At 35.2% G+C, this 22,982-nt stretch carries 21 protein-coding genes; 1 reads left to right on the plus strand and 20 read right to left on the minus strand.

The annotated features are described in order from the left end of the window. Nucleotides 1-42: 42 nt before the first annotated feature. The 9 genes from CD30_RS11515 to CD30_RS11555 form a co-directional block, all read right to left on the minus strand. Nucleotides 43-1,818, minus strand: a complete 1,776-nt coding sequence (locus CD30_RS11515; protein ID WP_036177008.1) for an ATP-binding protein — start codon at nucleotides 1,816-1,818, stop codon at nucleotides 43-45. Next, nucleotides 1,811-2,527 carry a response regulator transcription factor gene (locus tag CD30_RS11520; RefSeq protein ID WP_036177014.1) on the minus strand — a complete coding sequence of 239 codons (717 nt, stop codon included), beginning with the start codon at nucleotides 2,525-2,527 and terminating at the stop codon, nucleotides 1,811-1,813. Before CD30_RS11520 ends, CD30_RS11515 begins: the two co-directional genes overlap by 8 nt. Before the next feature lie 234 nt (nucleotides 2,528-2,761). Further along, nucleotides 2,762-3,949: a c-type cytochrome biogenesis protein CcsB gene (gene ccsB / locus CD30_RS11525; protein ID WP_036177016.1), complete on the minus strand. Its 1,188-nt coding sequence runs from the start codon at nucleotides 3,947-3,949 to the stop codon at nucleotides 2,762-2,764. Beyond that, the gene (locus CD30_RS11530) at nucleotides 3,946-5,610 is read right to left on the minus strand and encodes a cytochrome c biogenesis protein ResB (RefSeq protein ID WP_036177018.1); all 1,665 of its coding nucleotides are present in this window, start codon (nucleotides 5,608-5,610) and stop codon (nucleotides 3,946-3,948) included. The genes ccsB and CD30_RS11530 overlap by 4 nt, the downstream gene beginning before the upstream one ends. An 11-nt stretch (nucleotides 5,611-5,621) precedes the next feature. Further along, the gene (gene resA, locus CD30_RS11535) at nucleotides 5,622-6,155 is read right to left on the minus strand and encodes a thiol-disulfide oxidoreductase ResA (protein ID WP_036177020.1); all 534 of its coding nucleotides are present in this window, start codon (nucleotides 6,153-6,155) and stop codon (nucleotides 5,622-5,624) included. Nucleotides 6,156-6,267: 112 nt separating this feature from the next. Next, complete coding sequence (locus CD30_RS11540; protein WP_036177084.1) at nucleotides 6,268-7,002, minus strand: pseudouridine synthase; 735 nt, start codon at nucleotides 7,000-7,002, stop codon at nucleotides 6,268-6,270. A 275-nt stretch (nucleotides 7,003-7,277) separates the two neighbouring features. Then, complete coding sequence (locus CD30_RS11545) at nucleotides 7,278-8,273, minus strand: D-alanyl-D-alanine carboxypeptidase family protein (protein ID WP_036177023.1); 996 nt, start codon at nucleotides 8,271-8,273, stop codon at nucleotides 7,278-7,280. A gap of 51 nt (nucleotides 8,274-8,324) precedes the next feature. After that, a complete protein-coding gene (gene scpB / locus CD30_RS11550) occupies nucleotides 8,325-8,912 on the minus strand; it encodes an SMC-Scp complex subunit ScpB (protein ID WP_036177025.1) in 588 nt (195 codons plus the stop codon). Further along, nucleotides 8,881-9,663, minus strand: coding sequence for a segregation/condensation protein A (locus CD30_RS11555; RefSeq protein ID WP_036177026.1), 783 nt, complete (start codon nucleotides 9,661-9,663; stop codon nucleotides 8,881-8,883). Before CD30_RS11555 ends, scpB begins: the two co-directional genes overlap by 32 nt. A 150-nt stretch (nucleotides 9,664-9,813) precedes the next feature. On the opposite strand from CD30_RS11555, the gene CD30_RS11560 reads away from it, so the two are divergent. After that, nucleotides 9,814-10,320, plus strand: a complete 507-nt coding sequence (locus tag CD30_RS11560; protein ID WP_036177028.1) for a DUF309 domain-containing protein — start codon at nucleotides 9,814-9,816, stop codon at nucleotides 10,318-10,320. A gap of 33 nt (nucleotides 10,321-10,353) precedes the next feature. Here the strand turns inward: CD30_RS11560 and CD30_RS11565 are convergent, their stop codons facing one another. The 11 genes from CD30_RS11565 to xerD form a co-directional block, all read right to left on the minus strand. Beyond that, nucleotides 10,354-10,719, minus strand: a complete 366-nt coding sequence (locus CD30_RS11565) for a GNAT family N-acetyltransferase (RefSeq protein ID WP_036177030.1) — start codon at nucleotides 10,717-10,719, stop codon at nucleotides 10,354-10,356. A 213-nt stretch (nucleotides 10,720-10,932) separates the two neighbouring features. Continuing rightward, the gene (gene lysA / locus CD30_RS11570) at nucleotides 10,933-12,258 is read right to left on the minus strand and encodes a diaminopimelate decarboxylase (RefSeq protein WP_036177032.1); all 1,326 of its coding nucleotides are present in this window, start codon (nucleotides 12,256-12,258) and stop codon (nucleotides 10,933-10,935) included. A 107-nt stretch (nucleotides 12,259-12,365) separates the two neighbouring features. Beyond that, nucleotides 12,366-13,832 (minus strand): spore germination protein, encoded by a 1,467-nt coding sequence (locus CD30_RS11575; RefSeq protein WP_036177034.1) that lies wholly within the window; start codon nucleotides 13,830-13,832, stop codon nucleotides 12,366-12,368. Next, entirely contained in the window at nucleotides 13,829-14,620 is a 792-nt protein-coding gene (locus CD30_RS11580; protein ID WP_036177036.1) for a SigF/SigG family RNA polymerase sporulation sigma factor, read from the minus strand. Before CD30_RS11580 ends, CD30_RS11575 begins: the two co-directional genes overlap by 4 nt. Before the next feature lie 42 nt (nucleotides 14,621-14,662). Continuing rightward, nucleotides 14,663-15,106 carry an anti-sigma F factor gene (spoIIAB, locus tag CD30_RS11585; RefSeq protein WP_036177038.1) on the minus strand — a complete coding sequence of 148 codons (444 nt, stop codon included), beginning with the start codon at nucleotides 15,104-15,106 and terminating at the stop codon, nucleotides 14,663-14,665. Further along, complete coding sequence (locus tag CD30_RS11590) at nucleotides 15,099-15,452, minus strand: STAS domain-containing protein (protein WP_036177040.1); 354 nt, start codon at nucleotides 15,450-15,452, stop codon at nucleotides 15,099-15,101. The genes spoIIAB and CD30_RS11590 overlap by 8 nt, the downstream gene beginning before the upstream one ends. Before the next feature lie 619 nt (nucleotides 15,453-16,071). Further along, nucleotides 16,072-17,121 carry a 2,3-butanediol dehydrogenase gene (locus CD30_RS11595; RefSeq protein ID WP_036177042.1) on the minus strand — a complete coding sequence of 350 codons (1,050 nt, stop codon included), beginning with the start codon at nucleotides 17,119-17,121 and terminating at the stop codon, nucleotides 16,072-16,074. Nucleotides 17,122-17,178: 57 nt separating this feature from the next. After that, nucleotides 17,179-18,924, minus strand: coding sequence for a SulP family inorganic anion transporter (locus CD30_RS11600; protein WP_036177044.1), 1,746 nt, complete (start codon nucleotides 18,922-18,924; stop codon nucleotides 17,179-17,181). Nucleotides 18,925-19,238: 314 nt separating this feature from the next. Further along, a complete protein-coding gene (locus CD30_RS11605) occupies nucleotides 19,239-20,543 on the minus strand; it encodes a pyrimidine-nucleoside phosphorylase (protein WP_036177046.1) in 1,305 nt (434 codons plus the stop codon). 78 nt (nucleotides 20,544-20,621) lie between these two features. Continuing rightward, nucleotides 20,622-21,800 (minus strand): phosphopentomutase, encoded by a 1,179-nt coding sequence (gene deoB / locus CD30_RS11610; protein ID WP_036177048.1) that lies wholly within the window; start codon nucleotides 21,798-21,800, stop codon nucleotides 20,622-20,624. 133 nt (nucleotides 21,801-21,933) lie between these two features. Further along, complete coding sequence (gene xerD / locus CD30_RS11615; protein ID WP_036177051.1) at nucleotides 21,934-22,836, minus strand: site-specific tyrosine recombinase XerD; 903 nt, start codon at nucleotides 22,834-22,836, stop codon at nucleotides 21,934-21,936. Nucleotides 22,837-22,982 lie beyond the last annotated feature (146 nt).

Consider the following 22,982-nt stretch of genomic DNA (forward strand, 5'->3'; position numbering starts at 1 on the left):
AAGGCAGGGAAAATTACTCCCTGCCTATTGTAAACTATTTACTTATAATGGTAAATAAAAAGTAAATGTTGTTCCTTCACCTACGACGCTATCTACTTTAATATTTCCTTTATGTGCTTCTACAATGTTTTTTGCAATGGCAAGTCCAAGGCCTGTACCACCTTTTGAGCGAGTTCTTGCTTTATCTGCTTTATAAAAACGTTCAAACACAAATGGTAAATCTTCTTTAGGAATTCCTTCTCCAGTGTCGGAAACTGTAATTTTTGCATAGGACAGCTCATTATCTAGTGAAACTGTTACATTTCCCTCTTCTGGAGTATGGCGGATTGCATTATCGATTAAATTCGTTAATACTTGCTCAATTCGATCTTCATCTAAACTCATGATTAAATCGTCTGATAAAGTACATTTGAATTCTAAGTGTACATGTTTTTCCTTGGCAACTTGTGCAAACTTCTGAGTAATTCGTTCAATTACGTGAACAATTGGTAGATCATCCTTGAACAACGTCATATGACCAGATTCCATTCGAGCTAAATCTAATAGGTCTGTTACTAGTCTACCCATTCGTTGCGATTCATCATAAATAATCCGAATCATTTCTTTTCTTTCTTCTTCACTTGAAACAACGTCATCTAGAATGGCTTCTGAATAACCTTGAAGCATCGCAATTGGTGTTCTTAATTCATGGGATACATTAGCTATAAAATCAGAACGTAATTTATCTAATCTTTTTTGTTCAGTCATATCGCGAATTACTGCAACGGCACCACGTATTGATTGGCCACTATTCTTCAAAGGACTTATCGTTAAACTATAGTCGGATCCATTAATTTCTAAATCCTCTTCAATTTTATCTTCAAATTCAAGAACATGGTCTAACATATGATAGATTGCGGCAGGTATTGGACTATCACTATTAGGTTCCTGATTGATATACCATTTTTGAAGCAATCGTTCTGCAGGAGGATTACTAACTAAAATTGTCCGATCTCTGTTAAATGTGATTACTGCATCTGTCATTGATGTTAAAATACTCGATAATTGTTCTTTCTCTTGATTAATTACTTCTAAATGATGCTTTAATTGACGTCCCATTTGGTTAAATGCCACCGCAAGCTGTCCAATTTCGTCATTTTGAGTAGACGGCAACTGTTCATCAAATTTCCCTTTCGCTAATTCAAAAGCATGCTCACGCATTTTTCTAAGTGGAGATGTAATCTTACTTGATAAGAAAAAGGCGAAGAACGTTGTTAATAAAAAGGCGATGAATGCTGATAAGAAAACAATTTTTGTAGTTTGGTTTGTTGTTTTATGAATGGCATCTGGGTTTTGATAAATAAAGATAGCACCGTGCATTTGATCATCACTTTTTAACGGATACGCCAAAACAACATAGGATTCTAATTTATCTTTTTCTTTTTGAGAAGGTAGAATCATTTCTTCAATCACTTGATTATTCGTTTCAAATACTTTATTAAACCCAGTATTACTTAAAATGCTTTCACGTATTTCTTCTTGGTTAATACCTGTTTGGAAAGAAGACTTCACTTCACTCGGATTTATTGCAATAAATGCATTTGTATCCTCATTTAAAAAATCATTGATAATTTCATCCGATAATTGTTCTAAATCGTAATTATCAACTATGCTTGCAATGGTAGAAGCTGTCTGACTGATTGATGATCTTGCTTGTTCGTTATGATAATTATCAAGAAATTCAAGCATAAGAACCGTGAAGATAAACAATACAAATGAAACGAGAAGCAATATGGTTGCCCATAGCTTCCCGACAATACTATTCCATATTCTAGTCATTGACGACCTCAAATTTATATCCTACGCCCCAAACCGTGACAATCATTTTTGCCGCGTTTTCAGAAACACGGTTTAATTTTTCACGTAATCGTTTGACGTGTGTGTCTACTGTTCGTAAATCTCCGAAGAAATCGTAATGCCATACTTCTTTTAATAATTGTTCACGGTCAAATACTTTGTCTGGTGATTTTGCCAAGAAATAAAGTAACTCATATTCTTTTGGTGTCAGATTTACCTCAGTACCATCCGCTGTTACACGGTGCGCATCATGATCGATCGTCAAATGAGGAAATACAACTAAATCTTTTGATGAAGTAGTATTGGACACCGGTGAATAAGCTACTGAACGTCTTAAAATTGCTTTCACTCGTAAAACGACTTCACGCGGACTAAATGGTTTTACAATATAATCATCTGCACCTAATTCGAAGCCTTGTACACGATTTGCTTCTTCGCCTTTTGCAGTCAATAATATAATCGGTGTAGCTTTCTTTTCACGAAGCTCTTGGCATACTTGAAGGCCATCTTTTTCCGGCATCATGATGTCTAATAGAATACAACTATAATCTTTTTCAAATGCTTTTGAGAGAGCTACTTCTCCATTTTCAGCTTCCTCAACTTCATATCCTTCACGTTCTAAATACATTTTTAATAAACGACGAATTCTATCTTCATCATCTACAACTAATACAGAAATATTTTCAGACATAGGTTTTACCCCTCTCATTCTTCTCTATTATTATTGTACTATTTCACACAAAAAATGAAAAGATAAGGATAAGAAAAGATAAGAAAGCTTCTCCTAAGATATGGAGGAAGGTTTTATAAATTGTAATATTTCCAATACAAAAAAACTGGAATCAAACTCAAATTTCTTTAAGAGTTTGATTCCAGTTTGAAGTGAAGGTACCAAATACCTTCCTATCTATACTAAGTAAATATATTAAGCATATGAGTGTAGCCCTGCAATTACAAGGTTTACTACTACTAAGTTAAATATAATAATTGCAAAACCGATCAATGCAAGCCATGCGCTTTTACGCCCTTCCCAGCCTTTTGACAAACGCAAATGAAGGAAAGCTGCGTAAAATAACCATGTGATTAAAGCCCATACTTCTTTTGGATCCCAGCCCCAGAAGCGGCCCCATGCTTCCTGAGCCCAAATCATCGCAAATACTAACGCCCCTAATGAAAACACTGGGAAACCGATTAATACAGAACGATAGCCAATTTCATCAAGTAATGATAAATTTAATTTTTTCACTAATGGTTGTAACATCGCAAGGATTCGTTTTCTAAATATTAATCGAATGATTAAATAAAGAATTGTACCAGCAATTATAGACCAAACAACAGTCGTTAATTTTACACCATGAAGAATTGGAGGTACATTGAATAACGGTTCCATTGCTCCTTCAGTTAATAGCTCTGATTCATTCATTCCGATAATGGCCGGTAAATTGTAAGTAATTTCTTTTTGTAAACCATCTTTATCAACATAAGCAAATTGTGCTTCATAGCCAGCCATTCTAAAGCCAACTGTTATTGCTATGAAACCAACAATAACAACTAAGAAATAAAGTACTGCTTCTAGCCAGAAACGTTCTTTTCCTTTTTTCTTATCATCTACTACCTTTAATAAATAAAGCAAGCCTGCCACTGCACTAATCGCTAAAATCGATTGACCTAATGCAGCAGTAATAACGTGAATTGTTAACCAATGACTTTGTAAAGAAGGTACTAAAGGTGTTACTTCACGAGGGAACATCGCTGCCCAACCAATGATTAACAATGCGATTGGTAAAGCAACTAAGCCTAGAGCCGTAACACGATACATAAAGTAAATTAAGATAAATGATCCTACTAAGAACATGCCAAATGCTGTTGTAAATTCAAACATATTACTAACAGGTGCATGTCCTGAATAAGCCCATCGTGTAATGAAATATGATAAATGACAAATGAAACCAACTATTGTCACGATGATAGCGAGTTGTCCCCATCTATTTGCACGTTTTACAGCACCATCTTCCTTAGCGCCTTTAATTGACCCTCCAATTAGGAAGGTAGCAACTAAGTATGCGATAAATGCTGCAAACAATAAATTACCACTCAATTGAATTAAACTCATAAGGTGTTGTCACCTTCCTTTTCCATTTGTGCTTTTTCATCATCATCTGTATCTAACTGGTCTATATATTTTGGTAATTTTGCATATTCTGATACAGCATCTAAATCTTTTTTCATTCCGAACCAGTTTTTGTTTGTATGAGCAGCTAAACGGATTCGTCCATCTTCCAATTGTTCAATCCATAGTCGACGGTGGTTCCAATAAGAACCAATCGCCACACCTAAAAGGAAGATAAAGCCACCAACAAATAAAATCGGAATCGTACTATCTTTTCGAATCGTTAAACCAGACATATTAACTGTTTCCACACTTGTAAATTCCATTTTATATTTATTATCCCCAGCTGGTACTGTTTGTTGGATCGCAACAAAACTAATTTCACCATCTGGTCTATCAGGAGTAATCATATTAAAAATGAAAGCTGGATTATTCGGATTAGGTGTGGCTGTTTGAGGTTCACCTTCATCATTAAATCCTGAGAAATCAGGGAAATACCCCATCAATTTTACTTTTGTATTGTCATCGATGATATATTCCTTTTGAGGATTTCTTAAATCAATTGCTACTTCTCCAAGAGCCTCTCCAGTTTCCAAATTTGTTAATGTAAATGTCATTTCCTTTAATTCATTTAATCGAAAATCCATTTGATAGATTGCATAACCGTCATGTTTTAATGGATGATTTACACGAATAGAATAATCCTGTACAAGCTCTAGATTATCAGTTTGTCCAGGAAGTGCATCTTCAGACTGCTTATATAATAAAACATTTGTCTGATAGTTTTTTGCAACTGCATTAACACCTTGTTGAATCTGTGCAGTTGTTGGATCATTATCATGTGTTTCGAAGATGAATTCTTCATTCTTTAGAAAGTAACCATCCATTCCAGGAATGGCGCGAGTTTCACCTTCACGAATCCACATCGAATCATCTACATATATTCCTGGTATTTGGTGTAGCATAACACCTACTAAAAATATAATTAAACCTACATGATTTATGTAAGGACCGTAACGTGCGAATCTTCCTTTTTCAAAAAGAAGTGCATTACCATCACGTTTTACTTTATAGTTTAATTTTTTCATTTTCTCTTCAACTTTAGCAAGAGTTTCTGAAGAGTTGCCTTCAGTTATTGCTCCTTCAGCAATTATCCTTTGGCGTTTCATAAAACTTTCGTGACGTTTAACTCTTTGATTTTTTAATGATTTGTGTAAAGGTAATCCCCTATCAATACTTGCAACGATAATTGAAATTGCAAGCATTCCAACAAGAACTTGGAACCACCATGAACTATAAAGATCCGCCAAGCCTAACTGGTAATACAGTTTTCCAAGGGAACCATAATTCGTTTCATAGTATAGCGCTCTTTCTAAATCCGTCCCTGCAGATACGTAAAATTCTTGAGGGAAAATTGTACCGATAGAAGCAACTACTAAAAGAATGATAATTAAGGATACTCCGACTTTCACACTAGAGAAAAAATTCCATACTTTATCAATAATGGATTTGTTATATGTTTTTGATCGAATAGCAGATCCATCATATTTCATATCTAGTACTTTTTGTGATTTTGCTTCCTCAGTCAGTGGTCTACCACATTTCCCACAAATTTTTGTACCAAAAGGGTTTTCATGACCACATGAACATGTGACTTTTTCCATATTAAAAACTCCTATTCTGGCTTAATAGACTCCATAAATGCTGCGATTTTCTTTTCATTCATCTCACCAGTAATAATATCTTTAACAGTTCCATCCGGACTAATCAAAACTGTTGTTGGTAATGGTTGAACATTATAAGCAGTCATTACACTTTTCGTTTTATCGATAGCTACCGGGAAAGATACTCCAAGATTATTTAAGAAGCTTTCAACTTCAAACTCAGATTGTGCGATATTGATAGTAAGTAAATTGACGCCTTGATCTTTATAAATTGCATACTGGCGATCCATAGCAGGCATTTCTCTTTTACATGGTTCACACCAAGTTCCCCAGAAGTTTAAAAATACACCTTCGCCTTTTAAATCAGATAAGCGATATGTCTTTCCATCTAAACCAACCAGTTCAAAGTTTGGTGCATGATCGCCTTTTTGTAATACTTCAACCTTTTCCTTCGTTACCGAACTATAGATTGTATATCCGATCGCAACTACTAATACGCCTAATATAATTCCACGAATAATAGAGCGCTTTCTTTTTTTATCCATAAGAGTACTGCCCCCCCAATTACATTAAACCTACTCCATTATAGCAAATATTGTGAATTGGCTTTTTCCTGATTTTGAATGATTTTTGAACATTTTCACTACAGACTTAGTGTTAATCAATCTTACCCGTTTCCGCTAACACTCTAAGTAGCTTCACTTCATGTTTTGTTAGCTCTCTGTATTCACCCGGATTTAAGCCTGTCAAATCTAAAAATGCAAATCTTTCACGTTTTAGTTTTACAACTGGAGTACCAATGGCTTCAAACATACGACGAACTTGACGATTACGGCCTTCATGAATTGTTATTTCACAAATCGCTTTATTTGCACTTGTATCAAAGGAAGTCATGCTCACTTGTGCTGGTGCTGTTTTTCCGTCTTCTAGCTTAATTCCGCGCTGTAGTTTTTTTAACCCATCAATTGTTGGTATACCTTTTAAACGTGCGATATACGTTTTATCGATTTTAAATTTTGGATGAGTCATTTGATAAGCAAATTCTCCATCGTTTGTAAGCAGCAGTAATCCTGAAGTATCATAATCTAAACGACCAACAGGGAAAATTCTTTCAGGCACATGCTTTTTAAATATATCCGTTACTGTCTTGCGTCCCTTATCATCTGTAACGGCGGAAATGACACCTCTAGGCTTATATAGTAAAAAGTAGACTTTATCTTCTTTTTCTAGTTTAATCCCGTTTACTTCAATTACGTCTGAATTCGATACCTTCGTACCTAGCTCCTTAACTACTTTTCCATTTACTTTTACTTTACCTTCTAATATTAACTCTTCAGCTTTACGCCTTGAAGCAATCCCTGCATAGGCAATTACTTTTTGCAATCTTTCCATCATGTTTTCACTCCGTCTGTTTATATGCTAGCGCTTTTGCACTTTGTGAAAAAGTAACCAATTGTCTGTTGAAAATTATGTCACATTTTGTAGTATTATTAAAGGAAAATAGCTTATTCCAATTGATTCAAAATGCATTTACTGTGTTTAATTCGTCATAAAAATTTAACAAACAACCATGTATATTCCTTTTTCACTGTTTCCAATACAAAAAATAAGACTGCATCCGCAGTCTATCAAAATACAAATATTTACTTATTCAATACCCTTTTACCTTAATTTAGGTCTACTCGTGTATTGAAAATACTACGATCTCCTAAAAAGACATGCCATACTCCAAAAACATTTTGCTTTCTAGAAAGATATAATACATTTCTCAACTGGTCTTCCTCATTTTTATTTAAAAGTAATTGAATAGGTTCCTGAAGCTCTATTGAAATGTCGTTACTTACGTCATACTTTCCTTTATCAGCAATTGTCACAATTTTGTATTCATCAAATGCTTTTTTTGCAAGATACTTATGAACTTGCCAGTCATTTGATTCATTTAAAGTAACAACAATCACTTTCTTCCCATTTTCCTCAAAGTACGTTGCAAGTGTTCTACCTGCAACCTTTGTAAAGCCTGTCTTACCTGCAATTGCACCAACTTTTTCTCTTAATAATCGATGCTTATTTAACCAATTCGTTCCGTTGGTAAGCTTACCACTTGAATTATAAGTAATCGTAGTTGCGATTTCACGAAACGCCTCATTTTCCATCGCATATCTTAACATTTGTGCTGTTTCGTATGCGGTAGATATATGATAATCGTGATGTAACCCCGAAGGATTTGTAAAGTACGTAGATTCTAGACCATAATATAATGCCTTTTCATTCATTAAATCTACAAACCCTTCAACAGAACCACCTACACTTTCGGCAATAGAATAGGCTGCGTCATTACCAGAGCGTAGCATTAAACCATATAAAAGGGTTTCTAACTTAACTTTTTCACCTGGCTCTAAATAAATGGATGAACCTTCTGCTGCGGCAGCCGCATCTGAAACCGTTATCTCCATATCCAAATCACCATTTTCAATCGCAACTAATGCAGTCCACATTTTTGTAAGACTTGCAATGGGCATCTTTGCATGGGGATTGCTACCGTATAAAAGCCTACCAGTATCAGCATCTACCACAGCATATGATGCATTAGCTGCATGAGCGGTTGTAAAATAAACAGTTAATGAAAATGCAAAAACAAAGAATAGTTTAGCAAGTTTTTTCAACTAGACACTCCCTTTTTCACTATTTATCCCTTATTTTGAACTTTTACTGTGTTATTCATTCGTAAATGTCTCTTGGAATTTTGTCATGAATAGGTCTGTATCTTGGTCTTCATCCTTTAACACTTCTTCAGGAAGTGGTGGGAGATCATTAATATGATTTAATCCAAAATAATTTAAAAATTCTTTTGTAGTACCATATAAAATTGCTCGCCCAGTACCTTCAGCTCGTCCTACTTCTTGGATTAACCCACGGGAAACAAGCGTTTGAATAGGACGATCACTTTTTACTCCTCGTAAATCTTCAATTTCTACACGAGTAATAGGTTGTTTATAGGCAATAATGGCAAGCACTTCTAAAGATGCTGATGATAAAACGTTACTAGTAGGGTTTTCCACTAATTTCTTTATCGTATCTGCCATATCCGTTTTTGTCGTAAGCTGATATGTACCTGCTAAGTTTTTTAAGGTGACACCACGAATTTCGCTTTCATCATAATTTGATTTTAATTCGCTTAGTGCTGCTTCTATTTCCATAGCATCAATATCAAGAAGCTGCTCTAATTGTTTGACTGTCAATCCTTCGTCCCCTACAACAAACAGAAGTGCTTCAATTCTGCTCATCAAAATGTTCGAGTTCATCTAGGGGTTCCTCCTTATGTAATATCACAAATAGTTCTTCGAAATTATTTTGTTGTTCTACTGAAACTACTTGACGTTTCATTAATTCTAAAATTGATAAAAATGTTACGATAATTGTTGATTTGTCTTCATAAGGAAATAATTCATCGAATGAAGATTTCCCACCTCTACCTTTTAAAGTATCCACAACTGCAAACATTTGATCCTTAACGGAAATTTCCTGCCTTGCAATTCTAGTAGTAAGTGGTTTTTTCAGCTGCTTCCGTCGAAGTATTTTTTGCAAAGCACCTAACATGTCATAGACATTCACATTTGTATCAAATAATGCTAGCTGCTCATCAGGCGCATATTCTGATAAATCACTTGGAGGACGTGTAAATACTAAAGCTCGATCGGATTCTAAATTTTTCAGTTCATAAGCAGCTTCTTTATATCGTTTATATTCAATAAGCTTGTTTACTAATTCTTCACGAGGGTCTGGTCCGTCCACCTCAAACTCCGCATCTTCCATTTCACCTTCATGAATGGGTAGTAGCATACGACTTTTGATCGCCAGTAATGTTGCAGCCATCACTAAATATTCGCTTGCTTCATTTAACTCAAGCTCTTGCATTGCATGAATATGATCAATATATTGCGCCGTTAATTCTGCCATTGGAATATCATATATATCAATTTCCAAACGATGTATTAAATGTAATAATAAATCGAGAGGCCCCGTAAAGGCATCTAATTTAACTTCATAGGACATAAATGTACCACCTGATATATTATTGTAAATAGCGTACTATTCGTTTTTACTTTAGTTTAGTGTTTATTATTCATATATTAAGTGCTTATTTTTAGAAACTTGTATATCTAAGCTTATAACATAATTTAGTATAAAGGAAAGAGGAATTCGATGCATTCGTTGTTTCATCCGTTATTTGTACAATATTTCACCTATTTTAATGGTAATAAAGATTATTTTGAATGTCATGAAGTGTTAGAGGAGTACTGGAAAATACTAGCCCCTGGTGACAAAAAACACTCATTAGTAGGATATATACAATTAGCTACTGGTATGTATCATTGGCGTAGAAATAATCAGAAAGGTGCCTTAAAGATTTTTAAAAAAGCTTATAGAAACCTTGAATTAAATAAAAGCTCCATTTTTGTTCAATGTATTGATTCAGAAGATTTACAATTGAAATGTAGAAATTGTATTTCTCAAATGGAGCAAGGACTTCCATTCACATCATTTCAAATCGTCCTTTTAAATAATGACCTACAAAAACTCGTAGACAAACAAATTGAAAATCTACCAACCTATTCGTATGACTTTTTACTTAATAAACATATGCTGCGTGATCGCTCAGATATTCTAAAAGAGCGAGATTTAAAAAAGGCTAGGAAAAAAGATTTTTAATCTACCATCTTCCATATAAAAAGCAGACGTACATTATTCTGTACCGTCTGCCTCTTCTAATAATGGTAAACATTTTTGAATAAAAGGTGCCGTTGTCTCATTTGCTAAAAGTTTATCAAATTGCCTTGAAAGTTCTCTTAGCATCGCAAATGCAATACCTTCACCTCTATGGGAAGGAATTACTGTGATATGTTGAATTGTTGCTTCATTATTTTCGACGATTATGCCTACAATGCCAATGTATTCTTCATCTTTTTTCCATAAAAACAAATGCCAAGTATCCTCTTGCTCATACTTGTGAATGGTTTCCATTAAATGCTTTACGTCCTTTTCATGAGGCATGAACGAAAGCAATCCCATTGCAATTTTTTCAAGTGCTTTTTTATAGCGAACTAACATGAATAACATTCCCTCTTTTATCATGACTCATCTATACATAATCTTTACATATCCTACACGATTTGTCTAAAGTTATCAATAGATTACACAAGTAATATACGATTTGTAATTATTATATTGATGAGTTTGGAATGATGATATATAAATACACTAATGCCCAAATAAGACAAGCAATAACTAGAAATCCTAGTAGCCACCATTTTGAATTTCTTCTCATTTTACACTCACCTTATTTAAAGTAAAAGGTAAATCATTTTGCACTAAATCTTCATAGCTTTCTCTTTGAATCACTAATTGATGTTCTCCAGATTCAACAAAAACTACTGCTGGACGTGGGATACGATTATAATTTGAAGCCATTGAATATCCATATGCCCCGGTACAAAAGATAGCTAGCAAATCACCAGACTCTGCATTTTGAAGAGCGGCGTCCACAATTAACTTATCACCAGACTCACATAGTTTACCTGCTACAGTATATGTAAAGTCTCTTTGTTCGTTCGCTTTATTTGCAATAACCGCTTCATATTTCGCATCATAAAGTGCCGGACGAATATTATCACTCATCCCACCATCAACTGCAATATATTGACGAACATTAGGAACTTCTTTTTGAGAACCTACAGTATAGATAGATGTACCTGCGTCCCCTACAAGTGAACGACCTGGTTCGATCCAAATCTCAGGCATTGATAATTTATACGCTTGCACATTTTCTAGTACAGTTTTAATCATTTCTTCTACATAGATTTGTGGCTCTAGTGGTTGATCTTCATTTGTGTAACGAATACCAAAACCTCCACCTAAATTAAGAACCGTACATTCGAATTGATGCTCTTCTTTCCAATCACTAATTTTCTTCATTAACTTTCCTGCTGCCAAACTAAATCCGTCTGTTTCAAAAATTTGAGATCCAATATGACAATGTAAGCCTAACAACTGAAGATATGGATGATTAGCAACCTTTTTAAATGCCTCATCTGCCTGCCCATTATTTAAGTCAAAGCCAAATTTCGAATCCGCTTGACCCGTTGTAATAAAATCATGTGTATGTGCTTCAACACCAGGCGTTACACGTAGTAAAATCCGCATCGGTTGTTGTTTTGTCTCTGAAATTTGTTTTAATAACTCAATTTCATAGAAATTATCAACTACGATACAACCAATTTTCGTATCAAATGCTAGCTCTAGTTCAGCAACTGATTTATTATTGCCATGGAAATGAATTCGCTCTGCTGGGAAACCAGATTTAATAGCTGTATAAAGCTCTCCACCAGATACTACATCTAAAGACAAATGCTCTTCTGCTGCAAGTTGATAGATTGCGATACATGAAAATGCTTTTGATGCATAGGCAACTTCTGCATTTACACCTAATTTTCGAAAAGTATCTATAAATCCTCTTGCACGTTTTCTTATTAAATCAATATCATACACGAATAGTGGAGTACCGTAGACTTTTGCTAAATCTACTGTATCTACTCCACCAATCGTTAAATGACCATTTTTTGAAATGTCCTGAGTTCCATATAAATGCATAAACGATCTCTCCTTAAGTTCACCGAAAAATGAATTGATTCCTTTTCGATTTACAAAACGTATATGTGAACTTTAACATAGGAAACATCGTTTACGCAATGGCACAATCATGAACGTTTTCGATATTTTGCACCAACAATATATGGTCTGAGTGCATCATCTGCCATCGGATATCGGATAAAGACACGTGAAAATGCTGTTGGAAAGAATGGTACTAGTGGCCACATATAAGGTACATTCATCGGTCTTAAGTGACAGAAGTATGAGAATGTAATAAATAGCGCAATAAAGAATCCATTTGCCCCCCATAAGGCAGTTAAAATAACAATAAAGAACTGGAAATATTTTAATGCTGAACTTAATTCGTAGGTTGGTATTGCAAACGAAAATATCGCAACAACTGCTGAGTAGAGAACAACTTCACCTGAGAACAACCCTACTTCAATCGCAATTTGACCGATGATGACACCAGCTACTAACCCCATTGCGGTTGAAAGCGGTGTAGGGGTGTGAATCGCTGCAATTCGCAAATATTCTAAACCTAGGCTAGCGATAATGATTTGTAGAAATAATGGAATATGTGATTCCTCTTTAACACCAATAAAGGAAAGTTGTTCTGGCAGATGGTAATCGTTTGTTGCCAACAAATACCATATCGGCAATAATGTTAAGCTAAAAATCGCTGCAAAATAACGAAGTAATCTAACAGCTGTACCTACAAATGGCGCTTGTCTATATTCCTCTGCATGTTGAAGTAAATGGAACATCGATACTGGAACAATGATAACAGATGGCGATGTATCCACAATAATTGCAATATGTCCCTCAAGTAAATGGGCAGCAATAATATCCGGTCTTTCCGAATACCTAACAAATGGCATTGGATGAAACTTTTGTTTGAACAACCATTCTTCCAAAGATTTATCAGTCATCGTAAGGCCATCATGTTTGATTTGTCCTAACCTTTTTTTAATCCACTCCAAATGTTTATCGTTCACGATATCATTCATATAAGCAATAGCTACATCTGTTTGACCTAAGTCAGAAAGCTTATGGAGTTCTAATCGTAACTGAGGGCTTCTGATACGACGGCGGATAAGCCCCGCATTGATAATAATATTTTCTGCAAAGCCATCTCGGGAACCCCGGATTACTTTTTCATTATCGGGTTCTTCAGGAGTACGTCCTGGATAGTTACGTAATTCCAATGTGTAAGCAAAACCATGTAACGTAATGATTCCTACTGTTCCACTTAATACTCCTAATACAAATTCATCTCTGTCCTTTGGCTCCGATTTTCCAAAGAAGTTAAGATGCTCATCTAAATAAGCATCTTCATTTTCAATATGATCCTCAAATTCAAATTTTTGATCATACTCACGTTCATATAATAGTGGTGTTAGTTGAATCGTTAACGTATTCGAATCTATGAGCCCACTAACGTATACAAGTAGTACTGGTAAGCTTCTTACATAAACTTCTTTAAAACAAACATCAAATGATTCGTCTTTACCAAATTGACTGTATAAAAAATCTTTTGCCTCATCTATAGATGTAAAAATTTGATTCGTCATTTATTCACCGTCTTTTTAGTCGATCGTGATGTATTGTTGGTATCCATCCACTGTTTAAGTTGTGCTAAAATCTTCTTTTCTAACCTTGAAACTTGAACTTGAGAAATACCAAGCCTTTCTGCAATATCTGTTTGCGTTAAATCTAAATAATATCGCAAGTAAATAATGGCTTGTTCTCTCTTGTCAAGCTTCGCTAGCACTTCTTTTAACGGTACATATTGGAAGGGAAGCTCCGATTTTTCATCTTTCATTTGATCCATTAATGTAATGGAGTCCCCTTCACTTTCGAATAATTGTTCATGTAATGAGGCAGGGTCTCTCATTGCATCTGTTGCAACCAGTACCTCATCAGTAGTTACACCTAGCATATCTGCTAATTCGGAGATTGAAGGCGGTTTTTCGTTAGTCTTTAAAAATTCGTCCGTAGCATGACGAATTTTATAGTTCAATTCCCGTATGGAGCGACTAACCTTTACCATTCCATCATCACGTAAGAAACGTTGGATTTCTCCAATAATCATTGGAACAGCATAAGTCGAGAACTTAACATCATAGGATAGATCAAACTTATCCACAGATTTCATAAGTCCAATACACCCAATTTGAAATAAATCTTCTAGTTCTACTCCACGAGAAGCAAAACGTTGAACAATCGACCAAACGAGCCGTGTATTACCTTCAATCATTTGTTTTCTTGCTTCAACATCACCAGCTTGTGCAAGAGCAATTAGCTCCCGCATCTCCTCCTGTGTCAACAAAACATTGGACGGCTGTTCGATTGTCCTCATCCCCCTTACTTTCAAATACGTTTGACCGTATTCGCGCCCAATTTAAGATATTTGCGGCATTTTTACAGATTGAAATTTTTTTGAAAATGTCACAACTGTACCAACACCAGGTTCAGATTCAACTTGTAAATTGTCTGAAAAGCTCTCCATGATGGTGAAGCCCATACCAGAGCGCTCCATATCTGCTTTTGAGGTAAATAAAGGTTCCATTGCCTTATTCAAATCTGGAATTCCTTTCCCCTCATCTTTAACAGCAACCGAAATGACATCTCCTTCTCGCACAGCCCTTACTGTAACAAGTCCTTTGCCATCTTCGTCATAGCCATGAATAATTGCATTGGAAACAGCCTCTGATACAATGGTTTTAAATTCCGAAAGTTCATCAATTGTTGGATCAAGCTGAGCAACAAAACTTGTTACTGCTATCCTCGCTAAGCTCTCATTTTCACTTAAAGCTAAAAATGAAAGTGTCATTTCGTTATCCATTCACAATCCCCCTTGCATGCATTATTGCGTCTGCTTCACTACCATCCATCATGTACGAAGCAAGACCTGAAAATTGAAATATTTTTTTCATCGTATTGGATGGATTTAATATAATTGTTTGTCCATTTACTGCACGCATTTCTCTCATTCGACCTAAAATTAAGCCGATTCCAGAACTGTCCATAAAATTTAATCTTTCAAGATTCCAAATGATTGTATGAAGGTTCCCTTGTAAAATTGTTCTGGAAATGTGTTCGCGAATTTTTTCGGTTTCATGATGATCAAGCTCACCAAATAATCGAATTATTGCGATAGTATTCATGTGCATGTTAATTTCATAATTCATGAATGGTATTCGCCTCCTCTTAGCTTTGCTATTCCACATTTTGTTCGAAATTCCTTTTCGTCTGACAATAGTAGAAGTAATTCGCTGAAACTAGTGAAAATACGACAAAGGGTAAAAGGCATATAATAATAATTTCATTCAAGAATTTATTAAAGGGCTGTTCATCTCGTTTCAAGGGCAACTAGTAATGAAAGAAACATCATAACTTAGTTCAAAAAAATCGGTTGAAAGAAACTCGTTGTTTTGGCGCTTCAATCAATTTAGGAATCAAGAAGTTTCAAAACTCAGGTAGCTGTAGTTGCCTGCATATGTAAGATGAGCAATGAAAAAACTTCACATCATTTAGTATGGAAAAATAGGAAGATTTTTAAACACAATGTGAAAGTGAAAATGGGGTTTTTTTCGGAGATAAAGATTCTTTTTAAAACTTCATTTTAGCTGTAAAGCAAAAAAAATCTGCTTTTTTAAAATGCAGCTTTGAAAGCAACTTTTTAAAATAAGCAGATTTTTATCGAATTTATTTTTCAGGTTTTATAACTAGAAATGTATTTCATTGGGTTTCGTTTTCCATAGATTTAGCATTTGTATTCATATAAACGGACTCTCAAAAAACTATATTTTATAATTCACCACTTAATTTTACTAATATTTTCGCTTGAGATTTATCGTTTGTTAATGCTTCAAAACCTTTTTCTACAATATCATCCAGTTCAATTTGAGAAGTAATGATGCTTTGTGGTTGTAATTGACCTGAGCCCATTAAATCGACTGTTTGCTGGAATGAAGTAGGTGTATATGCAATACTGGATGTGATTTTAACACCTGTATTTGTTAATTGGAGTGGATTCCATTCAATCGAATGGGCAAAAATTGACACAATAACTACAGTACCTCTTGGACGAGTAACATCAATTGCAGATTTGAACGTTGGTGCTACACCTGCAACTTCAAAAGTTTTATCAACTCCATAAGGGGCGTATTGCTTAACTGCTTCAACCGGATTAACTTCAGCCGAATTAAATACTGCTGTTGCCCCAAGTTCCTTTGCTTTTTCTAGGCGGGATTCAGATAAGTCAAATACAATAATATTGCTTGCACCTGCTGCTTTTGCTGCAATTATTGTTAATAAACCAATTGGCCCTGCTCCAAAGATCGCAACGTTATCTCCAAATAACAAACCGCTCTCTTTTACTGCTTGAACAGCTACTGCAGTCGGTTCCACCAACGCGCCATCCTGCAATGACAATGTTTCAGGTAATTTATAAATATTTTTCTCTGGTGCGTTTGTGAAAGTAGTAAAACCACCATCAGTATGTAATCCAATAAAACTGAAGCCATCATAGCAATCAACATCTTCTGGTTTGTTGCCATAAGTTAAAGTTGGGTTCACGACAACACGATCACCAACTTTATATTTTGTCACATTTTCTCCAACTTTTTCGACAATACCTGAAAATTCATGTCCCATAATAACAGGCGCTACTTGTCCAGTTAATTTGTCTGGTGCACCAACAGGTATAAATACTGGTCCTTCTTGATACTCGTGTAAATCCGAACCACAAATACCTGCCCATGCTACACGAACAGTAACTTCATTGTCCTTTAACGGTTTTAATTCTTTTTCTTCAATTCGAATATCCTTTTTGCCATACCATACAGCTGCTTTCACTACCATCACTCCTTGTATTTTCATACAATTATCATAACATTATTATCCATATTATATTTATTTTGGTAGTGAATTTTTTGTTAAATCTTCTCCTTGATTAACCGGGACTTTTACTAAATCTTTACATTCTCTAAAGGCGAAATGTTTACAACCGATACAAGCATTTCGATTAAGGCATCCAATTGCTCGATTTATAGCTTCACCCGTATGAATGAAGAAATTTTGTTCCCCAATTTCCGTTGTAAGTCCATTTTTGTCCAATGTATTTTTCAAGTTTGATTGAACACCTGTAACGAACAAAGTACCTCCCCGACCTTTAAAATCACGAACAATGTTTCGGAAGTATTCTTCGCCAGTTGTGTCAATAAAGGGCACTTTCCCCATTCGCAAAATCAAAACGGCTGGTTTATAATGAACCGTTGACAATATTGACTGTTCGAAGGTTTGTGCAGCACCAAAAAACAATGGACCTTCTACAGTGTAAATACTGATTTGTGGACAATCATGCGTTGGATTCACAACATGAGGTAGTACTTTCCCATCTGCATTTTGATGATCTGGAAGTACTTTTGAAACAACTAACATTTCACTCATCCGCTTTGCAAATAACACGACTGCCAATAATAAACCGACCTCAACTGCAAAGGTTAAGCTTGTAAACACTGTTAATAAAAATGTTATCAATAATACGAGGGAATCCCCCGATTTCAATTTTAAAATATGAGCAAAATGTTTTCGTTCACTCATATTCCAAGCAACCATCATTAACACCGGTGCTAAACTAGCTAAGGGAATATGAACAGCTAGAGGTGCTAATAAAAGCAATGTACATAAAACAAACAAGCCATGAATTACACCTGACATAGGTGAGACAGCACCTGACTTAATATTCGTTGCAGTACGTGCGATCGCTCCGGTTGCTGGAATACCGCCGAAAAATGGCGTAACAATATTGGCGATTCCTTGCCCTATTAATTCTTTATTACTGTTATGCTTACTATTTGTCATGCCATCAGCAACAACTGCTGATAATAACGATTCAATCCCACCAAGCATTGCGATTACAAATGCAGGACCTAACAGCATATATATTTTTTCAAAAGTAATTTCAGGCAAGTGAAATTCAGGTAATGTGCTTGGAATTGCACCATATGTTGAGCCGATAGTCTGTATTTGATCACTAAAAAAAACCGCTGCAATAATCGAAGAAACAACGATTCCAACTAATGCACCTGGCACTTTTGGTAATACCTTTGGAGTAAGTAGCTGAATTGCTAAACATAATACCGCAATTAATACACTATATAAACTAATCGTATGGAAATGTGTTGCAATTTCTTGGATATTATCGATGAAATATTCATGAGACTGCATACCAGAAAGTCCAAAGAAATTCCCTATTTGACCAGTAAAAATAATCACCGCAATCCCTGCTGTAAAACCGATTGTCACTGGTCTAGGAATAAATTTTATCAATGCCCCTAGCTTAAAAATCCCCATTAGCACAAGCATAACCCCTGCCATTAAGCCAGCTATTAATAAATTTTCATAACCATAAGCAATAACAATCCCTAATAATATCGGGACAAAGGCTCCAGTTGGTCCTCCAATTTGAAACTTAGATCCGCCAAATAATGAAATTAAAATCCCTGCTATAATCGCAGTATAAATTCCATATTCAGGCTTTACTCCTGAAGCAATTGCAAAGGACATTGCAAGTGGAATTGCAACAATACCAACAATGATTCCTGATAATAAATCCTTCTTAAAATAATTAATTGTATAACCTTCAAATCTCCCCATATTATCCCTTCTTTTAGTTAATGGCAACATTTTCTCTTTTACACATTGAATAATCTCGAAAAATTCAATATTTGTGAAATTATCCTTATTCTAACATATTTATTAAAAAAACAAAGAAAAAGTTAGCAACATATAATAATTTTTATACGCTACTAACTAATAAAATTCGTCTATATTGATGCTACCTGGGTAAGTATCTTAAGGCGGATTTCATTCAAATAATAGCTTAAAACCAATCGTTTATATCTATTATTTTGAAACACGAACTTATATTACCACCAACTATGTTTAAGGGCAACCCCAACACTAAAAAATTATTCTGTTATGATTTTTTTAATTAGCTGTGGAGCATCAGTTTTTTCTTTTGTTATTTCAATATGAGAATAAAGTTTTTGAATAATATCATCTATGTCTAATTTGTTTGTATGGATTGTCACTAATTGATCGCCGATTTCAACTGTATCTCCAACTTTTTTATGAAGTACAAGACCAACAGACAAATCAATTTCTGACTCCTTTGTTGCTCTTCCAGCTCCAAGTAGCATTGCACAAATGCCTATATCATCAGCTTCTATCTTACTAATATACCCAGATTCTTTAGCTGCCACTTTAATCTTATATTTTGCTTGTGGTAATCGAGTTGGATCATCGACAACCGAGTCGTCTCCACCTTGTGCTGCGATAAATTGTTTAAATATATTAAGTGCAGCACCACTCGTTACTGCTTCTTTTAACATCGCTCGAGCTTCATCGATGGAAGATGCTTTACCACCTAGAACAACCATTTGAGATCCAAGTGTATAGCATAATTCCTGTAAATCCTCTGGTCCTTCTCCTCTTAAAGTATCAATGGCTTCTTTCACCTCAAGTGCATTACCAATAGCAAATCCTAAAGGCTGACTCATATCAGAAATGATCGCCATTGTTTTTCGCCCTACATTATTCCCGATTTTCACCATCGCGTGGGCAAGTTCTTCTGCATCTTCAAGCGTTTTCATAAATGCACCGTCACCTGTCTTAACATCCAACACGATGGAATCTGCACCTGCAGCGATTTTTTTGGACATAATAGAGCTTGCAATTAAAGGAATACTAGGGACTGTTCCAGTAACATCTCTTAGGGCATATAATTTTTTATCTGCCGGTGTTAAATTCCCGCTTTGGCCGATAACCGCCATTTTAATGTCGTTTACCTGTTTGACGAATTGTTCTGTTGATAATTCGACATGAAAGCCCGAAATGGATTCTAATTTATCAATTGTTCCACCAGTGTGACCAAGACCACGACCGCTCATTTTCGCAACCGGCACTCCGCAGGCAGCTACCATTGCTGCCAATGAAAGCGTCGTTGTGTCACCTACACCACCTGTAGAATGTTTATCAACCTTTATTCCTTCGATTTTAGATAAATCAATTTGATCACCTGATTGAACCATTGCCATTGTTAAATCAGCACGTTCACGCTCGTTCATATCTTGAAAATAAATCGCCATCATTAAAGCACTGACTTGATAATCTGGAATTTCACCAGCTGTATAGCCTTGAATGATAAATTGAATTTCCTCAGTTGATAATTCTTCTCCGTTACGTTTTTTCTCAATAATATCAACCATTCTCATTGTTGATGTTCCTCCTCGCTTTCCTATTCATACAATAGGTAAAAATACTTCGTCCAACTGTTTCAAGTTATACCTAATTTATTTCAATTCAGATAAAAAGCTTGTACCAAATGGCGGTGCGCTAACTCCAAAATTTTCTGCAATCGTTGCAGCAATATCTGCAAAAGTATTGCGAAGAGGCAGTTCTTTTCCTTCAACAAATCTAGGCGAATATACAAGTAAAGGCACATATTCACGTGTATGATCTGTTCCTGGGAAGGTTGGGTCATTCCCATGATCTGCTGTAATAATTAATAAATCATCTTCGTCTAATTGTGTTAATACTTCAGGCAATCGTCGGTCAAATTCTTCTAATGCTTCACCATAACCAATTGGATCGCGTCGGTGGCCATAGTTTGCATCAAAGTCAACTAAATTTAAAAAACTTATACCATGGAATTCACGTTTCACTACATTTACAAGCTGGTCCATTCCATCTGTATTATTTTTTGTACGTATTGCTTCTGTCACACCTTCACCGTTATAAATATCAGAAATTTTCCCGATAGCGATTACATCAAATCCTGTATCCTTTAATTCATTCATTGTTGTACGGCCAAAGGGTTTTAATGCATAATCATGTCGGTTAGATGTACGAGTGAAATTGCCTGGTGTACCAATGAATGGTCGGGCAATGACTCTCCCTACTAAAAATTCTGGGTCAAGTGTTAGTTCACGAGCAATTTCACAAATTTTATATAGCTCTTCTAATGGAACAATTTCTTCATGAGCTGCAATTTGAAGTACAGGATCTGCAGATGTATAGACAATAATAGCCCCATTTTCCATATGCTCTTTCCCTAATTCTTCGATAATCTCAGTTCCACTAGCTGGTTTATTTCCTATTACTTTACGGCCTGTTTTTTCCTCTAATAGTGCTATTAGCTTTGCAGGAAATCCTTCAGGATATACTTTAAATGGTTTATCAATATTTAACCCCATAATTTCCCAATGCCCAGTCATTGTATCTTTCCCAACGGAAGCTTCTTGCATTTTTCCATAAAAGGCTTTTGGTGTATCGAATTTTTTAATCCCTTTTATTTCTCTTATATTTGATAGGCCTAAAGCCTCCAAATTTGGCATTGTAAGACCTTTCATCTCTTCAGCGATATGTCCAAGTGTATCTGCACCAACATCTCCAAATTTTTGAGCATCTGGTGCTTCACCTATACCAACTGAATCCATAACGATTAAATGTACTTTTTTAAAGGGTTTCATAATTTTTTTCCTCCTAAATAAATAAACAAAAAACTAAAGCTATAAAATTTGTTTCAGGTTAAAATTCCATTATCATCTTTAACAAACAAATCTCTCATAATACAGCTTTCTAATGTTACAACGAAAATAAGCATTATGCACGTGGATGAAACTGTTTATATACTTCTGAAAGTCTTGTTTTACTAATATGTGTATAAATTTGCGTTGTTGAAATATCTGCATGTCCAAGCATTTCTTGAACTGCACGTAGATCTGCACCATTTTCTATTAAATGTGTAGCAAAGCTATGTCTTAATGTATGGGGCGTAATTTCCTTTTTAATATTCGCTTTTTCGGCATGTTCTTTGAGTAGCTTCCAACAGCCCTGTCTTGTTAAGCGTTTCCCTCTCTGGTTAATAAAAAACGCATCAGTTTTCGGATATTTCCCTTGCAAACGGTCTCTAGCAATTTGTAAATACGTATCACAGGCCTTCAGCGCACTTTTACCAAGTGGAACAATTCGTTCTTTGCCCCCTTTCCCAAATACACGCACAAATCCCATCGTTAAATGAACATCACTTAAATCTAAATTAATACATTCGCTAATCCGCATACCTGATCCATAAAGTAACTCAAGCATGGCAATATCCCGAATCCCTTGTGGTTTACTACGATCTGGGGCTGCTATTAGTGCATCAATTTCTTCTATAGATAATACCTTTGGAAGCTTTTGATCAATTTGCGGCATATCCAAATGAACAGTTGGATCTGTATCTGTTATTTTTTCTCTTAATAAAAATTGATGGAAGGAACGTATGGAAGAAATATGACGAGCAATGGACCGAGCCGCTATCCCATTTACACGTAAGGAATCCAAATGTACTAAAATGTTTGAACGTCCTACATCCTTTAAATTTTCAATTCCCTGTACTTTATGTAAATGTTCGATATAACTTTCTAAATCTCTTCTATAGGAAGCTAACGTATTTTTTGAAAGCTGACGTTCAACCTGTAAAAAATGTATGTAATCTAGCACCGCATCTTTTGTTTTATTCACCGTAATCACCTAACCTTCTTACTATCCATGATAGTTTTTTTCAATAAAGTGTACAAGATTATTCCCTTGAAACATTAAATAGAAAACTATAAAAAACATCTTACTTTTAATAATATGCTTTAGACACTAGTAATTTATAATTTCGC

Source organism: Ureibacillus massiliensis 4400831 = CIP 108448 = CCUG 49529 (assembly GCF_000772965.1).
Classification (GTDB): domain Bacteria; phylum Bacillota; class Bacilli; order Bacillales_A; family Planococcaceae; genus Ureibacillus; species Ureibacillus massiliensis.